This is a genomic window from Acinetobacter sp. 18QD2AZ41W, assembly GCF_009829025.1.
Lineage (GTDB): Bacteria > Pseudomonadota > Gammaproteobacteria > Pseudomonadales > Moraxellaceae > Acinetobacter > Acinetobacter pseudolwoffii.
Genome location: NZ_WURP01000005.1, coordinates 1 through 26,657, shown reverse-complemented (window position 1 = coordinate 26,657; position 26,657 = coordinate 1). Strand labels below are relative to the sequence as shown.

27 protein-coding genes and 2 pseudogenes are annotated in these 26,657 nt (G+C 39.8%); 25 read left to right on the top strand and 4 right to left on the bottom strand.

From position 1 onward, the window contains the following. Positions 1-133 precede the first annotated feature (133 nt). Positions 134-865 (top strand): annotated as a pseudogene (locus GVV58_RS08965) (Fic family protein). A gap of 339 nt (positions 866-1,204) precedes the next feature. On the opposite strand, the gene GVV58_RS08960 reads toward GVV58_RS08965, so the two are convergent. Next, positions 1,205-1,999, bottom strand: a complete 795-nt coding sequence (locus GVV58_RS08960; protein ID WP_159516379.1) for an SDR family oxidoreductase — start codon at positions 1,997-1,999, stop codon at positions 1,205-1,207. Positions 2,000-2,101: 102 nt separating this feature from the next. Between GVV58_RS08960 and GVV58_RS08955 the strand changes: the two genes are divergently transcribed. From GVV58_RS08955 to GVV58_RS08930, 6 genes and pseudogenes are all read left to right on the top strand, one after another. After that, positions 2,102-3,004, top strand: coding sequence for a LysR family transcriptional regulator (locus GVV58_RS08955; RefSeq protein WP_159516378.1), 903 nt, complete (start codon positions 2,102-2,104; stop codon positions 3,002-3,004). Positions 3,005-3,289: 285 nt separating this feature from the next. Beyond that, positions 3,290-4,243 (top strand): iron chelate uptake ABC transporter family permease subunit, encoded by a 954-nt coding sequence (locus GVV58_RS08950; RefSeq protein ID WP_159516377.1) that lies wholly within the window; start codon positions 3,290-3,292, stop codon positions 4,241-4,243. Then, positions 4,236-5,198 (top strand): iron chelate uptake ABC transporter family permease subunit, encoded by a 963-nt coding sequence (locus GVV58_RS08945; protein ID WP_159516376.1) that lies wholly within the window; start codon positions 4,236-4,238, stop codon positions 5,196-5,198. The genes GVV58_RS08950 and GVV58_RS08945 overlap by 8 nt, the downstream gene beginning before the upstream one ends. Further along, a complete protein-coding gene (locus GVV58_RS08940) occupies positions 5,183-5,947 on the top strand; it encodes an ATP-binding cassette domain-containing protein (RefSeq protein ID WP_159516375.1) in 765 nt (254 codons plus the stop codon). Before GVV58_RS08945 ends, GVV58_RS08940 begins: the two co-directional genes overlap by 16 nt. A 9-nt stretch (positions 5,948-5,956) precedes the next feature. Further along, on the top strand, positions 5,957-6,895 hold the full coding sequence (locus tag GVV58_RS08935) for an ABC transporter substrate-binding protein (RefSeq protein WP_159516374.1): 939 nt from the start codon (positions 5,957-5,959) through the stop codon (positions 6,893-6,895). 103 nt (positions 6,896-6,998) lie between these two features. Then, a pseudogene (locus GVV58_RS08930) lies at positions 6,999-7,138 on the top strand (IS982 family transposase); the annotation flags it as partial. A 19-nt stretch (positions 7,139-7,157) separates the two neighbouring features. On the opposite strand, the gene GVV58_RS08925 reads toward GVV58_RS08930, so the two are convergent. Continuing rightward, positions 7,158-8,093: a LysR family transcriptional regulator gene (locus tag GVV58_RS08925; protein ID WP_159516373.1), complete on the bottom strand. Its 936-nt coding sequence runs from the start codon at positions 8,091-8,093 to the stop codon at positions 7,158-7,160. A 106-nt stretch (positions 8,094-8,199) separates the two neighbouring features. Here GVV58_RS08925 and GVV58_RS08920 point away from each other — a divergent pair, with 106 nt between their 5' ends. The 18 genes from GVV58_RS08920 to GVV58_RS08835 all read left to right on the top strand — a co-directional run bounded on the left by GVV58_RS08920 (position 8,200) and on the right by GVV58_RS08835 (position 25,389). Continuing rightward, on the top strand, positions 8,200-9,360 hold the full coding sequence (locus GVV58_RS08920; RefSeq protein ID WP_159516372.1) for an acyl-CoA dehydrogenase family protein: 1,161 nt from the start codon (positions 8,200-8,202) through the stop codon (positions 9,358-9,360). A 14-nt stretch (positions 9,361-9,374) separates the two neighbouring features. Next, positions 9,375-10,196 carry a CoA ester lyase gene (locus GVV58_RS08915; RefSeq protein ID WP_159516371.1) on the top strand — a complete coding sequence of 274 codons (822 nt, stop codon included), beginning with the start codon at positions 9,375-9,377 and terminating at the stop codon, positions 10,194-10,196. 17 nt (positions 10,197-10,213) lie between these two features. Next, the gene (locus GVV58_RS08910; RefSeq protein WP_159516370.1) at positions 10,214-11,053 is read left to right on the top strand and encodes a MaoC/PaaZ C-terminal domain-containing protein; all 840 of its coding nucleotides are present in this window, start codon (positions 10,214-10,216) and stop codon (positions 11,051-11,053) included. Positions 11,054-11,058: 5 nt separating this feature from the next. Further along, positions 11,059-12,249: a CaiB/BaiF CoA-transferase family protein gene (locus GVV58_RS08905; protein WP_159516369.1), complete on the top strand. Its 1,191-nt coding sequence runs from the start codon at positions 11,059-11,061 to the stop codon at positions 12,247-12,249. A gap of 301 nt (positions 12,250-12,550) precedes the next feature. Continuing rightward, positions 12,551-13,444 (top strand): LysR family transcriptional regulator, encoded by an 894-nt coding sequence (locus GVV58_RS08900; protein ID WP_159516368.1) that lies wholly within the window; start codon positions 12,551-12,553, stop codon positions 13,442-13,444. Positions 13,445-13,579: 135 nt separating this feature from the next. Further along, a complete protein-coding gene (locus GVV58_RS08895) occupies positions 13,580-14,254 on the top strand; it encodes a 3-oxoacid CoA-transferase subunit A (RefSeq protein ID WP_129716594.1) in 675 nt (224 codons plus the stop codon). A gap of 5 nt (positions 14,255-14,259) precedes the next feature. Then, positions 14,260-14,904 (top strand): 3-oxoacid CoA-transferase subunit B, encoded by a 645-nt coding sequence (locus GVV58_RS08890; protein WP_159516367.1) that lies wholly within the window; start codon positions 14,260-14,262, stop codon positions 14,902-14,904. A gap of 31 nt (positions 14,905-14,935) precedes the next feature. Further along, the gene (locus GVV58_RS08885; protein ID WP_129716598.1) at positions 14,936-16,201 is read left to right on the top strand and encodes an MFS transporter; all 1,266 of its coding nucleotides are present in this window, start codon (positions 14,936-14,938) and stop codon (positions 16,199-16,201) included. A gap of 2 nt (positions 16,202-16,203) precedes the next feature. Then, positions 16,204-16,527, top strand: a complete 324-nt coding sequence (locus GVV58_RS08880; protein WP_129716600.1) for an EthD domain-containing protein — start codon at positions 16,204-16,206, stop codon at positions 16,525-16,527. Between the two features lie 32 nt (positions 16,528-16,559). After that, positions 16,560-16,838: a muconolactone Delta-isomerase gene (gene catC / locus GVV58_RS08875; RefSeq protein WP_046206015.1), complete on the top strand. Its 279-nt coding sequence runs from the start codon at positions 16,560-16,562 to the stop codon at positions 16,836-16,838. Between the two features lie 34 nt (positions 16,839-16,872). After that, a complete protein-coding gene (locus GVV58_RS08870; protein WP_129716602.1) occupies positions 16,873-18,135 on the top strand; it encodes an acetyl-CoA hydrolase/transferase C-terminal domain-containing protein in 1,263 nt (420 codons plus the stop codon). Positions 18,136-18,146: 11 nt separating this feature from the next. After that, positions 18,147-19,340 (top strand): acetyl-CoA C-acetyltransferase, encoded by a 1,194-nt coding sequence (locus GVV58_RS08865; protein WP_129716604.1) that lies wholly within the window; start codon positions 18,147-18,149, stop codon positions 19,338-19,340. 36 nt (positions 19,341-19,376) lie between these two features. Continuing rightward, positions 19,377-20,279, top strand: a complete 903-nt coding sequence (locus tag GVV58_RS08860) for an MBL fold metallo-hydrolase (RefSeq protein ID WP_129716606.1) — start codon at positions 19,377-19,379, stop codon at positions 20,277-20,279. A gap of 56 nt (positions 20,280-20,335) precedes the next feature. Beyond that, positions 20,336-21,679: an OprD family outer membrane porin gene (locus GVV58_RS08855; protein WP_159516366.1), complete on the top strand. Its 1,344-nt coding sequence runs from the start codon at positions 20,336-20,338 to the stop codon at positions 21,677-21,679. Positions 21,680-21,706: 27 nt separating this feature from the next. Next, positions 21,707-22,003 (top strand): YciI family protein, encoded by a 297-nt coding sequence (locus GVV58_RS08850; protein WP_005015552.1) that lies wholly within the window; start codon positions 21,707-21,709, stop codon positions 22,001-22,003. 50 nt (positions 22,004-22,053) lie between these two features. Then, positions 22,054-22,758 (top strand): SDR family oxidoreductase, encoded by a 705-nt coding sequence (locus GVV58_RS08845; protein ID WP_005015554.1) that lies wholly within the window; start codon positions 22,054-22,056, stop codon positions 22,756-22,758. Between the two features lie 25 nt (positions 22,759-22,783). Beyond that, complete coding sequence (locus GVV58_RS08840; RefSeq protein ID WP_159516365.1) at positions 22,784-23,827, top strand: cyclase family protein; 1,044 nt, start codon at positions 22,784-22,786, stop codon at positions 23,825-23,827. Positions 23,828-24,456: 629 nt separating this feature from the next. Beyond that, positions 24,457-25,389: an IS5 family transposase gene (locus tag GVV58_RS08835; protein WP_159516364.1), complete on the top strand. Its 933-nt coding sequence runs from the start codon at positions 24,457-24,459 to the stop codon at positions 25,387-25,389. 97 nt (positions 25,390-25,486) lie between these two features. On the opposite strand, the gene GVV58_RS08830 is transcribed toward GVV58_RS08835, so the two are convergent. Together GVV58_RS08830 and GVV58_RS08825 are read right to left on the bottom strand one after the other, a co-directional pair. Continuing rightward, positions 25,487-26,188, bottom strand: a complete 702-nt coding sequence (locus GVV58_RS08830; protein WP_159516363.1) for a hypothetical protein — start codon at positions 26,186-26,188, stop codon at positions 25,487-25,489. A 272-nt stretch (positions 26,189-26,460) separates the two neighbouring features. Then, the coding region (locus tag GVV58_RS08825) for an IS3 family transposase (RefSeq protein WP_159516362.1) at positions 26,461-26,657 on the bottom strand (197 nt) is incomplete at its 5' end.

The following is a 26,657-nucleotide window of genomic DNA, read 5'->3' as shown; positions in this document are numbered from 1 at the left end:
CCAATTAAGGATTTGAAATGGTGTACTAATCATAGCATCATCAAACCAACATAAAAATGTAACGATATATCATTACATATTATCTTCTCTTTTTTAATGTATCATTCATTGAGATGGATTCAGGAATTGGGTAATGTTTAAAGCTATTGATGATCTAAAGAAAAAATTAGATCTGCATCGCCCCTTCTCCCCAATAACTATAAAGAATTTATCAGAAGATATTCTTCTCCGCTGGACCTACCATTCAAATGCAATAGAAGGTAATAGACTAACACTGCTAGAAACTAAAGTAGTTTTAGAGGGCATCGCTGTAGGCGGTAAAACACTGAAAGATCACTTTGAAGCGATCAATCATAGAAATGCAATTTATTATGTTGAAGATATTATTCGAAAAGAGGTGCCTTTTTCTGAATGGCAAATTCGTAATATTCATTAGCTCATTCTAAAAAATATTGATGATGACAATGCAGGACGTTATCGCCAGCAAAACGTATTGATTTCTGGTGCTACGACTACCCCTCCCGACTATACATTATTAAATGACAAGATGGCTCAACTTGTCGATTGGTACAATTCGGAGGCATATAAGCTTCACCCTGTTGAACGTGCAGCTAAAATGCATGTGGATTTTGTTGGTATTCATCCATTTCTTGATGGTAATAGTCGTACATCGCGTCTCTTGATGAACCTTGAGTTGCTCAAAGCTGGATATCCTCCTTGCGTTATTACAGTCGAAAATCGCTTAGCCTACTATGAAGCGTTATATGAATGGATGGCTTATGACAAAACTGATGCCTTTATTCAGCTAGTTTCTGAGGCTGTATTAGATGGATTTAAACCATATCAGGTTGTATTAGGTATTTAATTTTTAATCTCATAATGTTCTCTCTATGCAAAAAGAATAGACGATATTTATCTGGGAGAGTGGTGGCAGTCCACCCGAATCCGGTAGGGCTATTGAAGACAAGCTGTTATTACAACTGATCCTGTCTTCTTATAATGCCAGCAATGAAGTATCCTTCATAGGCTAAAGCCATGAATTTCACAGTCCTTGAAGCGGCTTGATAATGAAGCACATCATGTTCCGGATAGTAGCGCTCATCCTGTAGCGTCTTAGCAACCCACTAGCCAGCCAAAACACTCGCAAGCATTCTGGCCAACGCCTTCAGGGATATTTCAATCAGTTAGCCGTAGTGTTTTTTACTTAATGGATACTATCGACAATCCCGCCTTCTACTCGTAGCGCCGCACCTGTAGTGGCACTGGCCTGTTCCGAAGCAACATAAACCACCATGTTGGCAATTTCCTGTGGCTCGGCAAAACGGCGGATAATACTGCTGTTGCGGTGCTGTTCAATAAAATAACGTTCAGCTTCAAGCAGGCTGCAACCCTGTTCCCGGGCGATATTTTGCAGCATGACAATTGCACCTTCGGTTTTGGTCGGCCCTGGTAAGACCGTATTGACTGTGACGCCACTGCCTGCCAGTGCCTTGGCAAGACCACGCGATACGCCCTGAATCGCCGATTTAGTCATGCCATAATGCACCATGTCGGCCGGAATATTAAAAGCCGATTCACTGGAAATAAACTGGATTCTGCCCCAGCCTTGCTGCTGCATAGCCTGCATATAATGTCGGCTCAAACGCACCCCGCTCATGATATTGGTTTCAAAAAACTCAAACCATTGCTGATCCGAAATCTGGCTAAATTCGCAGGTACCATAAATACCCAGGTTGTTAATCAAAATGTCGACCTGAGGTAAGGCCGCAATAATCTGTGCACAGCCTTCTGCAGTGGCAGCATTCAGTGCTAAACCAGAAATCTCGGCATTAGGAAATTGATGTTTTAGCTGGGCCACCGCCTGATCGACTTTCTCTGTCTGACGGCCAGTAATAAATACCTTGGCACCTGCTTCAGCCAGACCCTGAGCAATGGCAAAACCGATCCCGGCAGTAGCGGAGGTGACCAGTGCGGTTTTCTGATCTAATGAAATATGCATGTACTGAATCCAATGACTGAGATTCAACTTACTATAGACTTGTTTTTTTATTTAATAATTAGCATAGTTGTAATGTCATTATTCACTATTTATAAATAATCTATGTTCGACAAACTGACCAGCATGCAAATTTTTATCAGTGTGGCGCATGCTGGCAGCTTTATACGGGCTGCTGAACAGCATCATATTTCGGCGGCAATGGTGACCCGGCATATACAACGTCTGGAACAACATCTGCAACTTAAATTGCTACAGCGCAGTACCCGGCGGCTGGAACTGACCCGTAGTGGCGCCGAGTACTTACAGACCTGTGAAAAAATTCTGAACAATCTGGCAGAGACTGAAAGCAATCTGCTACGTGATCAGACCGAAGTCAAAGGCAAAATCCGTCTGGCCATGCCAAGCGTATTGGGACAGAAATATCTATTGCCTCAGCTGCAACAATTCCAGCACCTTTACCCACAGATCGAGCTGGAAATCCAGATTTCCGACGAGCGTTCTGACTTGTTAAAGGAACAGCTAGATCTGATTCTGCGCTTCGGGATGCAGGTTGAACCCTATTTAATTGCCCGTCCCTTGTTGGCAAAAGTGGAAATGGTGGTGGCTGCCAGTCCGGCCTACTGGCAAAAATACGGTCTGCCGGGCAGTCTGGATGATTTGAGCCAGCACAACTGTCTGGGCTGTTCCCAGTCAGAGATTGCCGGACCCCAGCTCTGGCATTTTAGCCAGAACCGTCAGGTACAAATTTGTGGTAATAGTAGAAGTAATAATGGCTTGATCCTGATTGATCTGGCGCTGAATGGTCTGGGTGTGATTTATCAGCCACGGCTCGCCATCGATGCCCATCTCGCCCGTGGCGAGCTGGTTGAAGCGCATCTGGATGTAGCCGGCTATCAGGATAGCCAACTGAATCTGGTTTATAGCAAGGACCAGTATATTCCCAAAAAATTACGCACCTTGATTGATTTTATACTGGAAAAATCCAGCACTGACTCAACAAATTAGAGCATTTATAAGCCCTATAAGCTAAGTTTTTCAAACTTACTGTTGCAAATATAAAACGCTACGTTGCTTATATGCTCTTATTTCCCATTTTTATTTATATTAATTTACAATAATGAGAATGATTAACATTTATTATTTGGTTAAGCTTTAGCTCTATTTCAATTTTAAATCGCTTGCTTCATGAGCAAATCATGATCTTCATGAAGTGAAAGATCGCGGCATAGTGATACGCTTTGTCATGCGCTTTCTCCATATTTATATCGCCTGATTCCTGATGAAAACTCCATGAGAAAATACCGCTATCTGCTGATCCTACTCCTGCTCTGTGCAGGATTATCTTTGTCAGTCGGTGTCGGAGATATGAGCTGGCAGGGTCTATTACAAGGACAGGCACATGACTGGCAACTGTTCTGGACCAGCCGTTTTCCACGTTTAATGGCCATATTGATTGCCGGTGCGGGGCTGAGTGTTTGCGGCCTGATCATGCAGACCTTGAGCCGCAATCGTTTTGTCTCCCCGACCACGGCCGGATTATATGACTGTGCCCGTCTCGGGGTACTGGTTTCAATTATTCTGCTGCCAACTGCATCGATTTTTCTAAAAACCGGTTTTGCAGTTGTAGTAACCCTGCTCGGCGCAATGGGCTTTATGGCGATTTTATCGCGGCTAAAACATCGCGATACGGTATTTGTCCCCCTGGTGGGAATGATCTTCGGCAGTATCATTTCGGCCTTTACCACCTTTATTGCCCTGCAAATGGATCTACTGCAAAGTCTCGCTGGCTGGCTACAGGGAGATTTTTCCACCATTTTAAACGGCCAATACGAACTGATCTATCTCAGTGTACCGCTGTTTTTTATTATTTATCTTTTTGCTCAGCGTTTTTTACTGGCCGGACTGGGACAGGATTTTGCATCCAATCTGGGGCTGAATTATCGCCAGACTTTATTTATTGGCCTGATCCTGGTTTCGGTGATTACCGGCGTTGTGGTGATTACCGTAGGTGCGATTCCTTTCCTAGGTCTGATTGTCCCGAATATTGTCAGCCTGTATCTGGGTGATAACCTGCGTAAAACCTTGGCGCCGACTGCCCTGCTGGGTGCCTTGCTGGTGCTCATCTGTGATGTATTCGGCCGCATCCTTATCTATCCCTATGAAATTCCGATCAGTCTGATCATGGGTGTATTTGGCAGTGTAATTTTCCTGTGGCTGCTGATCCGGAGTTATCGTCATGTCTAATTCGGCAAAATTATTATTGCTGAGCTGCGCAGTACTGGCCAGTCTGTTGCTGTATCTGTGCTGGGATCTGGGGCCAGCCTGGCGTTATGCACTCAGTCTGCGTTTTAAAACCGTCTGCGGGATTGTGATTGCCGGTACTGCTGTCGGGATTTCAACCCTGATTTTTCACAGTATCGTCAATAACCGGGTGGTCACCCCGCAAGCGCTGGGTCTGGACAAACTCTATGAGTTGTCCAAAAACCTGATCATTTATGCCTTTGGAGCCAGTGCGCTCTTGTCGCTGAATATCGTGGCGGATTATTTTATTTCGCTGGCGCTGATGCTGGCTTTTGCGCTACTGCTCTACCATTTTATTTTCAAAAAAGTAGCAGAAAAAAATATCTATTTCCTGCTGCTGGTCGGGCTGATCTGCGCGACCTTATTTGACAGTATGAGCACCTTTATTCAAGTACTGCTGGATCCGGACGAGTTTCAGGTCGCAGTCTATGCCGGTTTTGCCAGTTTCAATTTTGTCAAAATTGAACCCCTGATCCTGTCGACGCTGACCATCTTGCCCATCCTGATCTATTGTCTGCGTCAGGTGCGGATTTTTGATGTGATGGCGCTGGGTCGTGATCATGCCCTGAATCTGGGACTCAATTATGACCGCCAAAGCCGGATCTCGCTGATTCTGGTGGTGCTGGCACTGGCTTCGGCCACTGCGCTGGCCGGTCCAATGATGTTTCTGGGGCTTCTGGTACTCAATATCAGTCTGGAAATTTTTAAAACCCATCGACATCAGATTCTACTTCCCGGAATGATTCTGGTTGCAATCCTGGCCCTGCTGGTCGGCCAGTTTATCGTGCTGCATCTGTTGAATCTGCGAACCACGCTCAGTGTCATCATCAACTTTGTTGGCGGACTGTACTTTTTCTGGATCTTATTGAAGGACAATAAAAAATGGCAATTGTCTTAGAACATATTGACAAGTATTACCATGAAAAACCCGTGGTCAGACAGGTGTCTCTTGAAATTGCTGAAGGACAGTTCACAGCCTTTATTGGGCCGAATGGGGCCGGTAAAAGTACCCTGCTCGGCATCATCAGCCGGCTCATCAGCCCGGACTCTGGCCAGGTTTCTCTGGACGGGCAAAATTTGCAGCAGATGAAAAATGCCGAGATCGCCAGAAAAATGGCGATTTTAAAACAGGCCAACCATACCGAATTGCGTCTTTCGGTTGAAGACCTGGTGGCATTTGGGCGGTTTCCATATTCACGTGGCCATCTGACTGCTCGGGACCATCAGATGATTGATCAGTCCATCCAGTATATGGAACTGGAGCCGATGCGACACCAGCAACTGAGCGAACTGTCAGGTGGACAACGCCAGCGTGCCTATATTGCCATGGTACTGGCGCAGGACACCAAATATATCCTGCTGGATGAACCGCTGAATAATCTGGATATGAAACATTCAGCCCAGATCATGCGAGTCCTTAAGGATCTGTGTGTCAATCATGGGAAGTCAATTATTGTGGTGATTCATGACATCAACTTTGCTTCGGTCTATGCCGACCAGATCATTGCCATGAAACACGGTGCGCTCGTCTATCAGGGCACACCGCAGCAAATCATGCATGAAGATATTTTGCAGGATATTTTCGATTTTCATATTCCGATTCAGCAGATTCAGCAACATCAGCTCGGTTTGTATTTTATTAGTTAGGAGACATTCATGCCATTTAAAACCACCGTATCCGTACTGCTTGTTACTGGTCTGCTGGCCGCATGCAGTCCGACTGATGCGCCTTCTGGCCAGAACACGGCGGCTGAAATGCAGCAGTTTGAAAGTCAGGCTGGTAAAATCAGCATTCCCAAGGAGTTAAGCCGGATCACCGTTCTGGATACCAACTCCTTAAATACTATCCATACCTTGGGCGGCAGCGATAAAGTGGTGGCGTTACCGCAAGGCACGCCATTACCGGCAGCACTACAGCAGTTTAATAGCAAGAGCTATATTAATGTCGGTACAGCGAAGGAACCCAATCTGGAAAAAATTGCCGAAAGCCAGCCGCAGCTGATTCTGATGAGCGGACGCATGGAAAACCTGATGGGTCAGATTCAGGGAATTGCCCCGGTGTATTTCAATCAGGTGGATTATAGCGACCGTTTTAATTCCTTCCGTCAGCATACCTTGAACATTGCGGATATGCTGGGCAAACGTACTGAGGCTGAACAACAGCTGAGTACACTGTCTCAAGACATCCAGGCTTTGCAGGAAAAAACTAGGGATAAGACCGCATTGGTGATTCTGGTCAATAACAACAAACTATCTGCTTACGGCGTGGGTTCACGTTTTGGCCTGATTCATGACCTGTACGGCTTCCAGCCAGCGGACCCAAGTATCAAGGTGGGGACACATGGCATGTCTGTATCGCATGAATTTATTGCTGAAAAAAATCCGGACTATCTGTTTGTGATTGACCGCAGTGCTGCGATTACCGAAGGTGATGGCGGTGCACGCAAGGTACTGGACAATAACCTGGTCAAACAGACCAAAGCTGCCCAAAATGGCCATATTGTTTTTCTGGATTCCAGCACCTGGTATTTGATCAATGACAGTCTGGGAGGCATGCAAGCCATGCTTAAGGAAGTAGAGGCAGTGGTAGAATAACATTCAATTCCTGAAAGACCTCAAGGCTCATCTATTGGTGCGATATAGCATGAATAGATGAGCCCAAAACCAAACATTTGAGAATAGAAGGTTCCCGAACAAGAAATAAGGTCAATACAACTTAGTGACAAGCAAAGCAAATAGTATTCATAGTTTGCTCAAGGGATTTACGCATCGTTATGCGCATATCAACTCACTCATCAAAATAACCCAAAAATTCAAATTATGGGGTCATTGGCTTAAAAAGGATTCGGGTTAGATACTAACTTTCATATATCCATTGAGCATTCGGCCATTTTTTCTCATCAATAGATTGCTCAACACAACCAATAATTTCACGTGAAATGATCCTAATATGCTTGGGAATATTTCTTGTAGAGTGCATTGCTAAAGTAATCACACGAGAAAATGCGGGGTCTAAAATTGGAGTAACTTTAATTGATCCTGCCCTAAACTCATTTATTACAGAAACTAGGGGTAAGATTGTATAACCAAAGTCCTGGATAACTAGCTGTTTTTGTATATTCAAATCATTAGTTTCAGCATAAATCTTTAAGTTAGATCCATTTTGCTTATAAGCCTGCTCAATCAGAGAGCGCAATCGATGAGGGTGAAAAGGTAAAATTAATGGAAATGCCTCTATTTTTTTAAGTTCAAGGACTTCATTTTGCTGAAGTGTGGATTGAGCCGATCCTATTAAAAATAGTGGCTCTTTTACCAACGGAGTCAAATCAATTAGCTTAGAAGGTGTAGCGTCATACATTAAAGCTAAATCAATATCTCCAGCCTCTAACCATTCCTTTAAATGCCCAGAATATCCCACTGATATTTTTACTTGTACTTCAGGATACTTCTCCTTGATCAACTTCATAATCAAAGTGGAAAGTAATTCACTAATACTCGACAATACACCAATATGAACTTTCCCTCGAATCATCCCTTTATTTGCAGTTAACTCTAATTTGGCACTTTCGATGTCCTCCAAAATCCTTCTTGCATAAGGCTCAAGCACTTTACCATCATCAGTAAGCGCCATACCATGACGAGAACGATTAAATAGCTTTACGCCTAATTCCTCTTCAAGCATTTGAATTTGTCGAGTTACTGCTGGTTGTACAATATTCAACATTGCAGCTGCTTTGGTTAAGTTCTCCGTCTCTAAAATAGTAATAAATGTACGTAATTGTTTAATATCCATTTTGATAATTTTCTAGCATCCAACCCATCAAAATATACTATTTTAATTTTAAATCCATAGCAATATATGATCAATAACAAGAATAGGTCGAAATAAGGATATTCAAATGAAAAGTACTTTTAATAATTATTCAGAAATTCGCGAAGCAGTACGTGCATTATGTGCTCAATTCCCAGATGAATATCACCGTAATATTGATGAAAAAAAAGCCTACCCTGAAGAATTTGTAGATGCATTAACCAATGCTGGCTGGCTCGCGGCTATGATTCCAGAAGAGTTTGGGGGATCAGGGTTAGGCTTAGCGGAAGCATCTGTTGTTATGGAGGAGATTAATCGTAGCGGGGGGAATTCAGGTGCTTGTCACGGTCAAATGTATAACATGAGCACATTGTTACGTAACGGCTCTCAGGCGCAAAAAGAGTTTTATTTACCTAAAATTGCTTCTGGTGAATGGCGCTTACAATCTATGGCTGTCACTGAGCCAACAACTGGTACAGATACCACGAAAATTCGTACCACTGCAGTCAAAAAAGGGGACCGTTATGTGATTAATGGTCAGAAAGTGTGGATCTCACGTGTACAGCACAGTGATTGGATGATTCTACTTGCACGTACAACGCCTTTAGCTGAAGTAAAAAAGAAATCTGAAGGGATGTCTATTTTCATGGTTGATATTAAGGAAGCGATGAAATCAGGCATGGTCGTTCAACCTATTCCTAATATGGTCAATCATGAAACCAATGAGTTATTTTTTGAGAATTTAGAAATTCCTGAAGAAAACTTAATTGGCGAAGAAGGTAAAGGCTTTAAATACATTCTCGATGGCCTAAATGCAGAGCGCACTTTGATCGCTGCTGAATGTATTGGTGATGGTTATTGGTTTATGGATCGTGCAACCAAATATGTAAAAGACCGAGAAGTATTTGGCCGTCCAATTGGTCAAAACCAGGGTGTGCAGTTCCCGCTTGCTGAATCTTTCATTGAAATCGAAGCTGCAAACTTAATGCGTTTCCGTGCTTGTGAACTATTTGATCATGGCCAGGCTTGTGGTGCTGAAGCAAATATGGCGAAGTATCTGGCTGCTAAATCAAGCTGGGAAGCAGCAAATCACTGCTTGCAATTCCATGGCGGTTTTGGATTTGCCAATGAATACGATATTGAGCGTAAATTCCGTGAAACCCGCCTGTATCAAGTTGCCCCTATTTCGACGAATTTAATTCTCAGTTATGTTGCTGAACATTTACTTGATTTACCGCGCTCATTCTAAATAAAGGCTATAGCATGGAAAAAGTACAAAAATCTGCACGCTCTTATCTTTTTGTACCAGCTAATCGTGTAGAGCGTTTTGAAAAAGCGCTCAGCACATCAGCGGATGCAATTATTGTTGATTTAGAAGATGCGGTTCCAGTGGATTTAAAAATTTCAGCTCGAGAAACTTTAAAATATTGGCTGATGGAGCATCCACACAAAAATGTGATGATCCGTATCAATTCAAAAAACAGCGAATGGTTTGCAGACGATATTCAGTTGGCAAAATTCAGCAATGTGGAAGCAATTGTGTTACCTAAAGCCGAATCTGTTGCAGATATTGATGCTGTGACTGCTATTCGTGCAATGGATATATTTGCACTGATCGAAACCCCGCTTGGATTTGCCAATATCCGTCAAATTTCTCAAGCAAAATCGGTTAAGGCACTGATGTTCGGTTCAATTGATTTTCAGTTAGAAATGAATATGCAAGGCGGTTATGAGGAGCTTTTGTCATTTCGAAATGAATTCGTATTGGCTTCTAAACTGGCAGGAATCGAGTCTCCTATCGATGGGGTTACTGTTGACTTCACAGACGAAGCTTTAGTTGAAAAGGAAACCTTACAAGCCAAGAATCTGGGCTTTGCAGGAAAACTTTGTATTCATCCAAAGCAGGTGGATATTGTGAATACTGCATTTAGTCCAACAGATGTTGAAATTGAATGGGCGCAGCGTGTTTTAGATGCTATTAATCAAGCCCAAGGCCAAGCCATCAGCCTGGATGGAAAAATGATTGATTTACCCGTCATTTTGAGAGCACAAAAGATTTTGAAGCAAGCGGGTTTAAACACATAAAGGATTAAGGAGTGGTCATGGAAAACTATAGCAATTGGATTGGAAAAAAAGAAGTACTGGATGATTATTCAGATCATCGTCCTGTAGCAATGATGCAGACTTTACTCAATGAAGAAAATAAATTACCGGCTGATTTGCCGCATTTATATCACTGGTTTTATTTTTTACCCCTGGTTAACGGACAAGACCTTGCTGTAGACGGACATCCTAAAAAAGGCGGATTCTTACCTCCTATTCCTTTTCCTAAGCGTATGTGGGCAGGCAGCCGCTTAGAGTTCATCAAACCCATTGCCACTCATCAATCCATACGTCGTGAATCAGAGATTTTAAAGGTTGAGCTCAAACATGGAAAAAGCGGTGACATGTATTTCGTTACCGTTCAGCATTCAATTTATGCAGAAAATGAATTGGCCATCATTGAAGAACAAGACATTGTGTATCGTGATGTGAGCAACCAGGTACAACGTGCTCCTCAGAAGCAGCTTGAAAATGCAGAAACAAAAGCATTTGATTATAAAAAATCGTTCCCTATCGATCCTGTGACGCTATTCAGGTATTCGGCTGTGACATTCAATGGACATCGTATTCATTATGACCGTCCTTATGCCACCCAAGAAGAAGGTTATCCTGGCCTTGTGGTGCATGGCCCACTTTTAGCCACTCTTTTAATTCATCATTTCAAACAAGAATATCCAGATAAACAAATTACTCATTTTGAGTTTCGTGCGGTGAATCCAGTCTTTGATTTTGATGATTTTCAAATCTATGGCAGCATTAAATCCACGCAAGGAGAATTATGGATTCAAAAAGACAATGGTCAAATTTGCATGAAAGCAAAAATTTCTTTTAAGGAATAAGTCCAATGCTTCCTTTAAATGATATTACCGTCATTACACTCGAGCATGCAATTGCTGCACCATTTTGTACACGGCAACTCGCAGAGTTAGGTGCACGGGTAATCAAGATTGAGCGTCCAAATATCGGTGACTTCGCACGAAAATATGATGAGCGTGTCGATGGAATGTCTTCGCATTTTGTATGGGCCAATCGGTCTAAAGAAAGCTTAACATTGGATATTAAAACTCAAGCGGCTCAAGATATTCTCAGGCAGCTTGTATTAACAGCAGATGTACTGGTGCAAAACCTTGCGCCAGGTTCTGCTTCCCGGCTTGGTCTGTCTTTTGAAGAATTGTCTGCAATCAATCCGAAAATTGTTGTCTGTGATATATCAGGGTATGGTGATGATGCTGAAAATCCCGGTCCTTATCATGATAAAAAGGCCTATGACTTACTGATTCAAAGTGAATCCGGATTTTTATCGATCACTGGCACCGAAAATGAGTATACAAAAGCAGGCTGTTCTATTTCTGATATTGCTGCCGGTATGTATGCCTATTCCAATATTTTGGCTGCCTTGATTGAACGCGCTAAGACAGGTAAAGGAAAACGTATTGATATTTCGATGCTTGAAAGCATGACTGAGTGGATGGGCTATCCGCTCTATTATGCGTTTCGTGGCAATACCGCGCCTCAGCGGACCGGAGCCTCGCACGCAACCATCTATCCTTATGGTCTTTTCCATACGGGTGATGATAAACAAGTCATTTTAGCGGTTCAAAATGAGCGGGAATGGAAAGCCTTTTGCAAATTTGTATTGCAAGACGTTACACTTTCAGAAATGCCTGAATTCATAAACAATACATTACGCTCAAAAAATCGTGAAAAACTACAAGCTATTATTTTAGATGTATTTAAACATTTAACTCAGACAGAAGTGATCAATCGTTTAGATCTTGCCAATATTGCCAGGGCGAATGTGAATGAAATGAAAGACGTCTGGCATCATCCACAATTACAAGCACGACAGCGCTGGACTGCGGTAGACACCCCGGTTGGTCGAGTTCCGACACTTAAACCCGTCGGATGCAAGCATGATAAAGATTACCAAATCGGTCCTGTACCAGACCTGGGAGAACATACCCTGGCAATTCTGGAGGAATTAGGCTATAGCAAAGTTGCCATTCAAGAATTTATTGATCAAGCCATCATTTAGGATTTTCCGGTTTTCCAGCATCATATAGGCCGTGATGTTGGATTTTTTGAAAGTATCGATATCCCTTAGGTGCCGTCAATACAGGACGCTATTCTCCTTACGGCTCTTCATTTAGTGTTTTGGGTCACCTATCCCTAATGGAATGATTTAAAAATACATACCAGCAACCTCACTTTGGTCTAACAATAATCACATTTCATATATAGTGAAAAAATGAAATACTTTTGACTTAATATCAATTCAAGTAAGTATTGCTGCGAATAATCTTTTTTAATTTTAATAATTCAACACGAGTAAAGCTGTGAACTTTGATTTAAATGATTTCAGGCTGATTCTGAATATCGCCGAGACTCAAAATTTAACTCGAGCTGCTGAAAAAACCTTTATATCGACACCTGCAGCCAGTAACCGGATTAAGAATCTAGAACAGCAATTAGGCCTAAAAATTTTAGAGCGCTCATCTCAAGGAGTCAGACTAACTGAAATTGGCCAGATTTATCTCAAATACGCAAAAGCTTTCCAGCATGAAATTGAATGCCTGAAAGGTGAATTGTCTCAATTTAACAACCTGATTCAGGGCAAATTAACCATTGCCGCTAACACCACGGCCATCACTGAATATATTCCTAATGCACTGTCCGAATATTTAATTACCCATCCACATGTCGATGTAAATCTGAAAGAGATGACCAGTGAAGAGATCATTCATGTGGTCGCAGACCGGCAAGTGGATTTAGGCATTATTTCAGGCGATATCGACACCGATCATTTACAGACTTTACCTTTAATTTCTTCTCAACTCGTTTTGATTGCACCGAAAATGCACCCTTTACTGGAAATTGAAAATATCACTTTAATCGATATTATTGAGTATTCTGTAGTGACCTTAAACGAAGGCAGCGCCATTCAGCAGTTCTTATATAAGCTTGCCCTTCAACTAGACAAAAAAATCAACATCCGAGTTCAGGTTTCAAGCTACGATTCCATCTGTCAAATGGTCGCTGCCGGTGCCGGCATCTCCATCATTCCGCTGGCGGCATTTCAGCGCCTCCAGCATATTCATCCCCAGCTTGCCTGCACCAAAATCAATGAAAAATGGGCGCAGCGCAGCTTTAAAATCTGTTCAATAAATTTCAATCAAATAAGTCAATTTTCTAAAGATTTTATCCAGTGTTTACAAGCACATATTCATTAAGTATTTGATTTTTTATGCCGAATTTTGCGTTAACTAGAGGTTAACACAGCTTTCAAATTATAAAATTGTGCCAAACACTAGAATGTGTGACCTTACTATTAAGTATAAGAAACATGAATTTTACAAGGTAGTAAGATGATCAATAAAATCTTCGGTTCGGCAAAGGATATTGTCACGGACATTCAAGATGGTTCAATCATTGCAATTGGTGGCTTTGGTGGATCTGGTATGCCCAATCAACTTATCGATGCACTCATTGAACAAGGTGCGAAAGATCTAACTATTGTAAGCAATAATGCGGGGAATGGTGATCAAGGTCTTGCAGCACTACTCAAAGCTAAACGCGTCAAAAAACTAATTTGTTCTTTCCCTCGCCAAAAAGACGCATATGTTTTTGAAGAACTATATCGCAATAATGAAATTGAACTTGAAGTTGTACCTCAAGGTACGCTTGCAGAACGTTTAAGAGCTGCTGGTTGCGGTATCGGTGGGTTTTATACACGTACAGCTTATGGCACCTTACTTTCAGAAAATAAAGAGACCAAAGAAATAGATGGTCAAGGTTATGTCTTTGAGAAAGCTTTGACCGTAGATTACAGCCTGATTTATGCCAAGGCAGGCGATCGATGGGGCAATCTAATTTACAACAAAACTGCACGTAATTTCGCTCCTATTATGGCTATGGCTGCAAAAACTACTTTAGTCGCTGTAGATCAAATCTGTGAACTTGGTGATTTAGACCCAGAAATTATTATTACTCCTGGAATTTTTGTCGATCGTGTGACACTAAAAAGTGAAATTGGAGCATAAGTATTATGGATATCCAACAAAAAAATAATCTTGCTCAACGTGTGGCTCAAGATATACCAGAAGGTTCTTATGTCAATTTAGGCATCGGTTTACCGACGCTAGTTGCAGACTATTTCACTGATAAAGAAGTGATTTTACAAAGTGAAAATGGTGTTTTAGGTCAATGGACTCAAGCTGAAAAAGGTAAAGAAAATTGGGATTTGATCAATGCAGGAAAAGAAGCGATTGATTTAAAAAAAGGTGGTGCTTTTTTTCATCATGCGGATTCTTTTGGAATGATGCGCGGTGGACATTTGGATTACTGCATTCTGGGTGCATTCCAGATTTCAGCCAAAGGTGATCTAGCTAATTGGCATACAGGGCATCCAGATGCCATTCCTGCTGTAGGTGGTGCAATGGATCTTGCTTCAGGTGCACAAAATGTTTACGTCATGATGGAACATTTAACCAAGCAAGGCCAAAGTAAAATTTTAGAAGAATGTAGCTATCCATTAACTGGATTGGCCTGCGTAAACCGTGTTTATACAGAGATTGCTACTTTTGAATTTATTAAAGGGCAAGTATTTGTAATTGATATCGTTTCACCTCATACACCCGAATATATCCAAACTATTACAGATGTACCGCTGGATTTTTCAAGAATGAAATAAATTATAAATCGATTTTACAAAGGAGATGTAAATGGGAATGTTAAATTGGTACAAGGAATCGGATTCCAACCAGAAAAAGACATTTTGGGCATGTTATGCAGGATGGGCTCTTGACTCTTATGACATGCAAATTTTTAGTTTTTTACTACCTGTCATCATGGCTACTTGGGCTCTTACTCAAACTCAGGTTGGTCTGATCGGCACTGTTGCCCTGGTTGTTACAGCTCTTGGTGGATGGATTGCAGGGATTCTGGCAGATCGCTACGGGCGCGTAAAAATTCTGATGTTTACTATTTTATGGTTTACTTTTTTTGGTGTCTTAGCCGGTTTTGCACAAAATTATGAACAACTTTTAATAGCAAGGACCCTACAAGGATTAGGTTTTGGGGGTGAATGGGCTGTTGGTGCGGCATTAATGGCCGAAGCTGTTTCTGCAAAACACAAAAATAAGGCTGTAGGCTTTGTTCAGTCAGGCATGGCTTTAGGCTGGGCTGGCTCAGTTATTGTAGCAACAATCCTTATTACAACCCTTCCTCCAGAATGGTCTTGGCGTGTTGTTTTTTGGACAGGTGTCATTCCCGCTTTAATTGTGATCTATATTCGCCGTAATGTGAAAGAATCAGTCGAATTCGTAAATGATGTAGCTAAAAATAAAGAAAATATTGAAAAAGCATCATTCACATCGGTGTTTAAAAAACAATACATACGTTCAACAGTATTTTCTAGCCTATTAGTTTTAGGACTTCAAGCGGCTTGCTATGCCATCTTAATTTGGATTCCAACTCTAATGAATGAACGTGGCCTTAGTCCAAGTTCTAAAATTGTCACGATTTTGATTATGGCCGTAGGAGCATTTGCTGGCTTTATGTTTACAGCTTATCTGGCTGATAAATTAGGCCGTAAACAAACGCTTATCGGAATGTCTATTCTGAGCTGGATCGTAACTGTGGTGTATATGTTGATTGCAATGAATCAATATATCACATTAGCACTTGGATTCTTTGTGGGCTTTTCCGCAATTGGAATGTTCGCAGCACTTGGCCCATTTTTAAGTGATTTATTTCCGACTCATATTCGCACCACAGGTATGGGCTTTGCATATAACGTCGGCAAATCATTCGGTGCCCTATCAGTAGTTGGCGTTGGCATGCTTGCTGAATCATTAGGTCTTGCTACATCTATCGGTTTGTTCTGCTTAACAGCTTATGGCTTAGCAACAATCTCTATTTTGCTCATTAGAGTGCCTAAAGATGAACCTACATTAATATCTCATCATTATCAAAAACAGGGAGTTTAAATATGATCCGTATTCTTTATTTACTCGTTAAACCAGAAGACATGAGTAAAGAAAAATTTGATCAAGAATGTCTACGACACTTTGAAATGTCAGCAGGTATTCCAGGTTTATATAAATATGAAGTTCGCTTGATTGCTTCAGAACCTACAGATATTCATGTTCCCTTCTTTGATGTGCCGGGTGTCGATGCTATTGGGGAATGTTGGTTCGAAAGTGAAGAACAAATGCAAGTCTATATGGATTCAGATCTTCGTAAAAACTGGTTTGAACACGGTAAAACCTTCATCGGTAAATTAAAACCATTCGTGACCAAAGACGTCGGATAAGACTTATTCATCAAATATTAAGGATAATAAATATGCTTTTTTGTGTAGAAATGACTGTAAAAATTCCATTAGATAGTGATCCTGTAAAAATGGATGAAATTAAACGCGCTGAAAAAGAACGTGCTATTGAGCTACAAAAAGCAGGTAAATGGCCACATTTATGGCGTGTCACAGGTAAATATTCCAACATCAGTATTTTTGATGTTGAAAGCAATAATGAATTACATGATTTGCTGATGAGTTTGCCTTTATTTCCCTATATGGATATTAAAGTGACAGCATTATCTCAACACCCATCTTCAATTCACTAACGCTGAATACCTTTTAAGATCAAGGATGATCATCATGGAAAAGATATACGATATTTCTCAGCTTGATTTATCCAACTATGTTCGACATGGTGATCGCGTGGTATGGGGCCAGGCTCAAGCTGAACCCATACCGCTTACTCAAAATTTAATTCAAAATCGTAAAAAAATTGGTAAATTTAAAATTTTTTTAGGCATTAGTCAGTTTCCTACTTGCCTTCCTGAATACTCCGAACACATCGAATATCTGAGCTATTGTGGTGCAGGCTATAATCGGACACTTGCGCAACATCAAGTTTTAGATATTTTGCCTGTACATTATTCACAACTTCCCCGATTAATCGAAGATCAGCAACTTAAACTAGATATAGTATTGATTCAGGTTTCGGCAGCAAATGCTCAAGGACAATATAGCTATAGTTTGGCACAAGACTATTTAAAATCCGCCCTTCGACATGCTCGAGTTGTGATTGCGGAAGTCAATCAGCAAGCTCCCTGGGTATATTCGGATGAATATTTAACTGAAGCTGATTTTGATGTGATGGTGTATACCGACCGGAAAATAGAAGCACAACATAGTGCTGACCATTCATCAATCACTCAAAAAATAGCTCAGAATGTTGCCTCCTGCATTCCCGATCATTCAACTTTACAACTTGGAATCGGTTCTGTTCCCGAGGCCATTATGCAAGCTTTGGATCAGCATCAGCATTTAGGTATTCATTCCGGCATCATTGGAGATGGTGTTGCCAAATTGATGCAAAAAGGAGTGATTACTAATCAGAAAAAAAACATTGATCCTGGAAAAACTATCACAGGTTTAATTGTTGGTTCTTCAAAACTACATCAATTTGCTCATCAAAATTCAGATATTGAAATCCGTTCAACTGAATATACCCATCATGCTGGGACTCTTGCTGCCATTCAACAATTTATTGCAATCAATTCGGCAATTGAAGTGGATTTAACAGGTCAGGTCAATGCTGAGATTGCCAATAAAACCTATGTCGGCGCTGTGGGTGGAGCTTTAGACTTTATTCGCGCTGCCAATCAGTCCTATGGTGGTGTCTCAATTATTGCCCTGCCCGCTTCTGGGAAAAATTTCAGTCGTATTGTGAGTAATTTACAAGGACCGGTATCTACACCACGCAGTGACGCCGGATTAATTATCACAGAATATGGAATCGCCGATTTACGCGGTTTAAGCATTCCCCAACGCGTTGAAAAAATGATTGCAATTGCACATCCCCATTTTCAAAAAGAACTTGAACAACAGGCTATGGATTTGGCACTAATTTAAAGGAATTCAAAATGAAAGACGCTTATATTGTCAGCCCACTGCGTACCCCAATTGGTAAATTTGGTGGTGTACTTGCCTCTTTAACTGCAGTCGATCTCGCTGTAAAAGTAATTCAATCCATCGTGGAAAAAACTGGATTAGATACTAGCACTTTAGATGAAGTCATTATTGCGCAATCATACTCATCTAGTGAGGCACCTTGTATTGGACGCTATGCGGCTTTAGCTGCAGGACTTCCAATTGAAGTTCCCGGCTATACATTAGATCGACGTTGTGGTTCAGGCTTACAAGCGATTATCAATGCAGCAATGACCATTCAATCCGGAAATGCTGAAGCTATTATGGTTGTTGGTGTAGAAAGTATGAGTAATATTGAATATTACTCTACCAATATGCGTTGGGGTAGTCGCGCAGGTAATGTCACTTTCTTTGATCGACTGGAACGTGGTCGTGAAAGATCTCAGCCGATTGAACGCTTTGGAGCTATTTCAGGCATGCCAGAAACTGCTGATAATCTGGCCCGAGACTATAATATTGGTCGTGAAGAGTGTGATGCTTTTGCGCTACAAAGTCATCAAAAAGCCCAGCAAGCTTGGGATACAGGAAAGTTTAAAGAGGAAGTGATTCCGCTTGAAGTGAAATCAAAAAAAGAATCCAAGATTATTGATTTTGATGAAGGTATTCGTGCAAATAGCACTATTGAAAGTTTAGCTAAACTGAAAACCTTATTGCCAAATGGTGTCACCACCGCAGGTAACTCAAGTCAACAAAACGATGCTGCTGCTGGCTGCCTAATTGTAAGTAAAGAATATTTAGAAAAATATCATTTGCAACCGATAGCCAAAATCACAGGCTGGAGCGCAGCAGGTTGTGATCCAAGTCGAATGGGTATTGGCCCTGTGCCTGCAGTCAATCAACTACTTAAAAAACTAGATATTTCCCTTGAAGAAATTGATTTAGTCGAAATTAATGAAGCCTTTGCAGCTCAAGCTTTAGCAGTAATCAAAGGTTTGAATATTAGCGATACTTCCAATATCAATGTGAACGGTTCTGGAATTTCTCTGGGTCATCCTATTGGTGCGACAGGGATTCGTATCATGACATCATTAGTACATGAGATGAAACGCCGTAATGCCCGGTATGGTTTAGAAACAATGTGTATTGGTGGTGGGCAAGGTTTAGCTGCCCTATTTGAACGTGTTTAAGTATTAAATTAAAAAATATTTGTTAAGGAGTGACTCATGATTGAATCAAGAATGATTGGTGAAGTAAAAGTAACCCGTATCCATGAATATGCTGGTCCTAGCCATGATCCAAAATTTTTATTTCCTGCAGCAGATCAGAGCCTGTTAGAAGAGTATCAAGATATGCTGGCACCCCATCATTGGATTCCACATATGAATAAGCTGATCGTCAGTATTCAATTTTGGGTGGTTCATGCGGGCAATAATATTATTGTGATTGATACCGGTGTTGGTAATTTCAAACAACGGCCAGAAATTCCTCGGATGCATATGCTGAATAACTTAATCACTGAGTGGATGACAGCTGCTGGTGCACCTCCTGAAAAGGTAACTCATGTGGTGATTACCCATTTACACTCTGACCATGTTGGCTGGAATACGATTTGGAAAGACAACCGCTGGACACCAACATTCCCTAATGCCAAATACTATTTACCTAAAGAGGACTTTGATTTTTGTCATGAAGGAAAAAATAAAGAACCTGGCGTTATCGATGTTTTTGGTGATTCCTTCTTCGATAGTGTAATGCCCGTATTTAACGAAGGTCTGGTTGAGTTTATAAAACCTCACACTGAAATTGCCGATTGCTTAGTTGTAGAGCCTGCACCAGGTCATAGCCCAGGACAAGTCACTTTTCGTGTTAGCTCTCAAGGAGAAGAAGCAATCTTTTGTGGCGACGTATTCCATAGTCCACTACAAATTGTTCGCCCTGAAATCAATTCAGGTTATTGCATTTGGCCGGATATCGCACGAAAAACTCGGCTTGAATGCTTGGAGCGTGCCGTAAGCCGAGAAGCTTTACTCTTGCCTGTTCACTTTGGTGACCCGTATTGTGGCTACATTCGTAAACAAGATAATGGATTTATCTTTGAACCTTCAGATACCTGGGATCGTGTTTAATTGATCCCCTCAACTGTCTGAATAATTATTTTTAATACTTAAAAGGATTTTAAAAAATGAAAAAACCAGTAAATAAAAATTTATTGGTTATGGGTACTCTTTGTCTATCCATAACCAGTATCAATACGGCTTGGGCTGATGTTATTAATGATACAAAATTTCATGTGCTAGCAAAAAACTATTATTTCAATCGCGACTTTCGTAAAAGTGAATTCAATTCTGCAGGACAGAATGCTCAATTACCTGTATCTGAACGTAAAGGTTATCGTGAAGAATGGGCCCAAGGTTTCATTGCTAACATAGAAACAGGTTGGACAGATACACCTATACAGTTCGGTTTAAACGGTTATGGCCTGATCGCTTTAAAACTCGATAGTGATGGATATCGAACTGGTACAAATAATTTAGAAGTCGACTCGACAGGAAAACCTAAATCGGCAACCGCCGAATTTGGGGGTGCCTTACGGGCAAAATATAAGGAAACTGAAGCAGTACTAGGTAATCAATTCCCAAACAATCCTATTATTGTAACCAATTATTCGCGTTTACTTCCTTCAATGTCGACAGGTCTATCGATTAAGAATCAGAGCTTTGAGAATCTCAATTTAGATTTTGGTTATTTTACGCAGATGAGCCCTGTTGATTCGACCGATCGCTTAAACTATTTTAATACTGATTACAATAATGGGATTCAAGGTGATTATGTTGCCTATATAGGAGCAACCCATAAACACGATAATATTGAAACGTCTGCTTATATTTCAGAATTAGAGAATGTCTGGATGCAATATTATTTAGGAGCAAAATATAAACATCAAATTGATGCTCAATCAAATTTCAATCTACAAACAAATAACTATATTAACCGAGATACAGGTGATGCCACGGGCGGAAATATTAGTACAAGTATTGTTTCAGTAATGGGAACCTATAAATTATCTAACCACAATTTCAGTTTAGCTTATCAACAAGTATTAGGTGACGAGCCCTTTGACTGGATAGGATTTAACAATAATGGAGGAATTCCTAGTACCCCCAATACTGTGCAGTTCTCAACATTTACTGAGGCCAAAGAAAAATCAGCTCAAGTTAAATATGAAATCGACTTCTCACCTTATGGAGTTGATGGTTTATCATTTATGACTCGTTATCTATATGGCTGGGATATGGATAATACAGGGAGTGATAATGTTTTTTACACCAAACGTCATGTTTATGACCAGAGTATAGATAACAAACATTGGGAAAGAGATATCGAATTACGTTACAAAGTTAAGCAAGGCATTGCGAAAGATCTTGATGTTCGTCTTCGTCAAGCCACTCATAGAGCAACTAAAGGCTATAGATATGGAAATATTGATGAAGTCCGTTTAATTCTTGAATATCCATTTTCATTCTAATAGAGCTTAATATACGAGGAAATTAAAATGCCTTATGTTGTAGAAACCTGGGACAAAATAGATCATCAACTTCTTAGAAAAAAATTAAGACAGGATCATTTAGATTATTTAAATCAAAACCTTGAACTACTTTTAGCTTGTGGCGCAAAGTTGGATGATAATGGCCAAGACTTAGGCGGTGGAATTTATATTATTGATGTAGCTTCAAGAGAAGCTGCTCAAAAATTTATTGAACAAGATCCTTTTTACATTGGAGGTCTATTTCAGAAAATCAAAATAGACCGCTGGAGAAAGGCTTATTTGGACGGAAAATTTTGCTTATAAAAATATGGAAAGCATGGTTTTACCATGCTTTTTTTACAAGGAATGTAATCATGTCAAAAATTAATAAAGTTCTCATCACAGGCGGTGCTCGAGGAATCGGTGCTGCAATTGCTCAACAATGTAAAAAAAATGGATGGTATCCAATCATTTTAGATAAAGAGAGTGCGGATATAGAAGTCGATTTATTAGATGTAGAAGCAACTGCCGCCGCACTGAAAAAGCTTCTAAAAGATGGCCCCATTACTCGCTTAGTGAATAATGTTGGAATGGTCAAACCAGACAATATTGAGAATCAAAGTTTAGACGATTTTAATCAAGTACTTAGTCTCAATGTACGATGCTCCTTACAGTGTATTCAAGCCCTACTTCCAAATATGAAATCAGAAAACTTTGGACGTATTGTTAATATGTCTTCTAGAGCAGCTTTAGGTAAAACGCAGCGAAGTGCTTATGCAGTGAGCAAAGCTGGCCTTATTGGCTTAAGTAGAGTAGCAGCGCTAGAACTTGGTGTTTATGGCATTACTGTAAATTCGATTGCACCGGGTCCAATAGAAACAGAGCTTTTCACCGCAGCTAACCCACCCGATTCACCCGTAACGCAACAGATTTTACAAAGTATTCCTGTAAAACGACTGGGACAACCTTCAGATATTGCACATGCATGTTCATATTTTTTAAGTGATGAAGCAAGTTTTGTTACAGGCCAGACTCTATACGTGTGTGGCGGTATGAGTATCGGAGCAACTCCAGTCTAAATAAATTTACTAAGGAAAAAGTATCATGAGAAGATGGTTACAACGTCCTGAGGGATCAAATTGGGGAGATTTTGGTGATGATGATCGTATTGGTCGTTTAAACTTAATTAACGCTGAAAAAGTACTTGAAGGTATCCGAGAGGTTAAAGAAGGAAAAACTTTTTGCTTAAGTTTACCATTGGACTATCCTGGTGGTAATGCACTAAATATAAATAGAAATCCTCCAATTCTTCGTCCATTACAACGACATGGTAAAGTCAATTTTAACTGTGAAATGAATCAATTTGATCAAGAAATCTCTGATGTCATGAGTGACGACTTAGCTATTTTACACTTGCAGTATTCCACACAATGGGACGCTTTCGCTCATGTAGGTACTATGTTTGACCTATATAAAAATGGAGAAGAAGAAGCAGCTTACTATAATGGCTTTTCCGCAAGAGATTCTATGATCTATCCTGATTGCTTAGAAGATACTGGCCTCCAAAATATAAAAAGCCAAAGCACGTCCTCTGCAATAAAATTAGGTATCGAACATCTAGCTGAACATGGTTTACAAGGCCGGGCTGTAATGATTGATTTAGCTCATCATCTTGGTACAGAAAGGACTAATGTTGGATATGAAATTATTAAAGATATTATTGAAAAGGATCAATTAAAAATTGGCGTAGGAGATATTCTCTGTTTACATACAGGTTATGCAGAAGCACTATTAAAGATGAATAAGTCTCCCAATATTAAAGTTCTAAATCGAACCGGCGCTGTATTAAATGGTGGCGATCCAAAGTTATTGGAATGGATTACAGATTCAGGAATTGCTGCAATAGCTGCTGATAATTACTCAGTTGAAGAATTTCCATATAGCCAAAGACAGTCTTGCTGTTCAGCCTTACCTTTACATCAACATTGTCTATTTAAACTTGGAATTCCTTTAGGTGAGTTATGGTATTTATCTGATTTAGCTAAATATTTAAGAACTCATCATCGGTCTAGCTTTTTATTAACGGCCCCTCCATTACGTTTGACAGGAGCTGTGGGGTCTCCAGTTACGCCTATTGCAACTGTTTAAGATTGAAGAGCATTATTAGAAACTAATTTTCCAAGATCCTCTAGACCTAGAAATATTGATTAATGATAGATAAAGAAAACTAAAAAATATCTAAAATTCACTCTATCATTATATTAGCTTTCCGATTGAGATGGTGGCAGCTTAACTGACGATCTATTATGAATTCCTATAGATAGTAATTGTTTTTCAATATTCAACTTTTACCCATAATTTACCCAATTATCATAAATTTATGAAGCCCATAACGTAAGTTATGGGCTTCATATTTTGTATCGCCTGCGTACAAGAGAAACGCAACTGAAAAGGATTTTTATGACTTGTATATTTTACTTGCCTAAAACTTTAGACTGTTTCTCCCACTCCGAAATATAAGCGAAATCAACCGACATATACCAGATCTTAGCAAAAGCAAAACATCACTAAACACTACTTGCTAAAAACAAGATTAATCAATTACTTATCAGCCTACAAGCGTTAGATACTTATTAATTGAAATTAGCCTATCAACGCCTAGGTAGGAAAAATAATAATTAAAAATCAATTATATATGAGATTATATTTTTGGTTTTTAAAATGGCTTTGTTGCACAAACCTATTCATGACGGCTTATTCAGCAATATAATTTCCAAATGAATAAGCCCATACCTAAAGTCTACCGTACAACGAATTGGTCCTCTTACAATAAAGCCTTGATCAATCGAGGAAACATATCGATTTGGTTTGATCCCACTACTCAATGGTATGCTCAACCACAAGGTAAACACGGACGAAATCAAACCTATTCTGATGCAGCTATACAATGCTGTCTCATGATCAAATCTCTATTTCGACTCTCTTTACGCATGGTCACAGGTTTTGTTCAGAGCCTCATTAAACTCTGTGGATTAGATTGGACAGCGCCAGATTATTCCACGCTTTGTAGAAGACAAAAGCATATTGATATTGCGATTCGCTACCAGAAAAGTAATGATGGACTTCATCTACTCGTCGACTCTACTGGCTTGAAGTTTTTAGGTGAGGGTGAATGGAAACGTAAGAAACATCAGCCTGAATATCGTCGTCAATGGCGTAAACTGCATATCGGCATAGATGCTAAAACCCTTCAAATACGGGCTGTACAGTTGACTACGAACAATGTCAGTGATTCACAGGTACTCGGGGATTTACTTGATCAAATTCCGCTGGATGAGCAGATTGATTCTATCTATACAGATGGGGCTTATGACACGAAATACTGCAGAAAAGTCATTTCAGATCGACAGGCATATGCGGTGATTCCACTAAGAAAAAATGCGAAGCTCTGGAAAGACAAAAAACTGAGATCTTTAGAGAGAAATGAATTATTGAAAACGGTCAAATGTCTAGGAAGAACAATTTGGAAAAAGTGGTCTGGGTATCATCGGCGAAGCTTGGTAGAAACCAAGATGCATTGCATCAAATTATTGGGAGATAAACTCAGTGCCAAGAACTTTCAAAGCCAAGTGAATGAGATTCATGCTCGTGTAGCCGTATTAAATATATTTACGGAATTAGGCCGACCTCATACCCAAGTTGTCACTTAAACCTGAGTCGCTTAGGGTAAATCTAATCTTTAAATCTTTGTGCAACAAAGCCCTGAGAATCTAAGATGTAATTAAATCAAGTTCCTTTCGGGGATCTTCATTTTTCAATATTGTCACTATATTGAACATTTATTCTTGTTAAGCTCAACATATATAAAGCTTGCTGTCTTTTCATAAAAAATTTCAAAACTTTCATTCCACAAAAAATGATTAAAAGCATAAGAAGAAAATTAAAGAATGCCCATATACCCACATAGTCTTTTTGAATACCAAGTTCATTATACAAATATAAAAAAAACATCATCAAAGCATAAGCACTTAGAGATATGAAAATAAATATAAATCCACCAGTCTTAGCTAAAGCCTTAGCTAGTTTAGGACTAATAGGCTTTTTAAGCTCAAGTTTATTTTCAGAATCATTGAATTTCAAAAAATCTTTACTGTTATTATATGCATCAATCGCATACCTCGAATCTTCGAATCCGTTCAAATAAATCAAAGTAGGTAAATGGTTTTCACGAGTTTTCAAAAGCTCTTGATATTCATAAACTTTTAACTCATATTCAAAGAATTCTTTTTCACGTTGTAGATAACTATTTTGCTCAATTCTAGCTTTCAATTGATTAATTTTATTTTTTCTATCTCTAGATATTAATGAGCTAACATCTTTAAGCATTCCTGTTTCTTTAACTTTTCCCCATAAAACAACAATTACCACTGGAGTTAAAATAAAAATCCCAAAAAATGTATAATCAGGATTTAAAAAAAGTTTCTCTGCAAAATCAATAATTTTATCCATTATTCACACTTAACTTATATCAATTAATCTTTAATCTTTAATCTTTAATCTTTAACCCCTCATACGAGGCTTTCTATTAGCTAGATATAACAACATTTAAACTGAACAGTGAATAGCCACTGATTTTTAGACATCTTCTAGTCCAATAATTCTTTATAATATTGATAGCTATTCAGTCATCTTATTGGGATCACCTTTTTTACCAATCTAAAGGAACTAGTGCTGGAGGTTTCTGAACCGTACCGGGTTTGTCGGAGACTTTTTTATTTAAGTTAGGCCACCTGACCTAACGGATTAATCTTATCATAGTACATTGCTTCAAACTCAAAAGGCGATACATAACCCAGTGCACCGTGTACACGCTTTTTGTTGAACCAATCTACCCAATTTAATGTCGCAAGTTGTACATCTGCTAAACCTTGCCAATCTGCTTTTAAATATTCAATCACCTCTGTTTTGTATAAGCCAT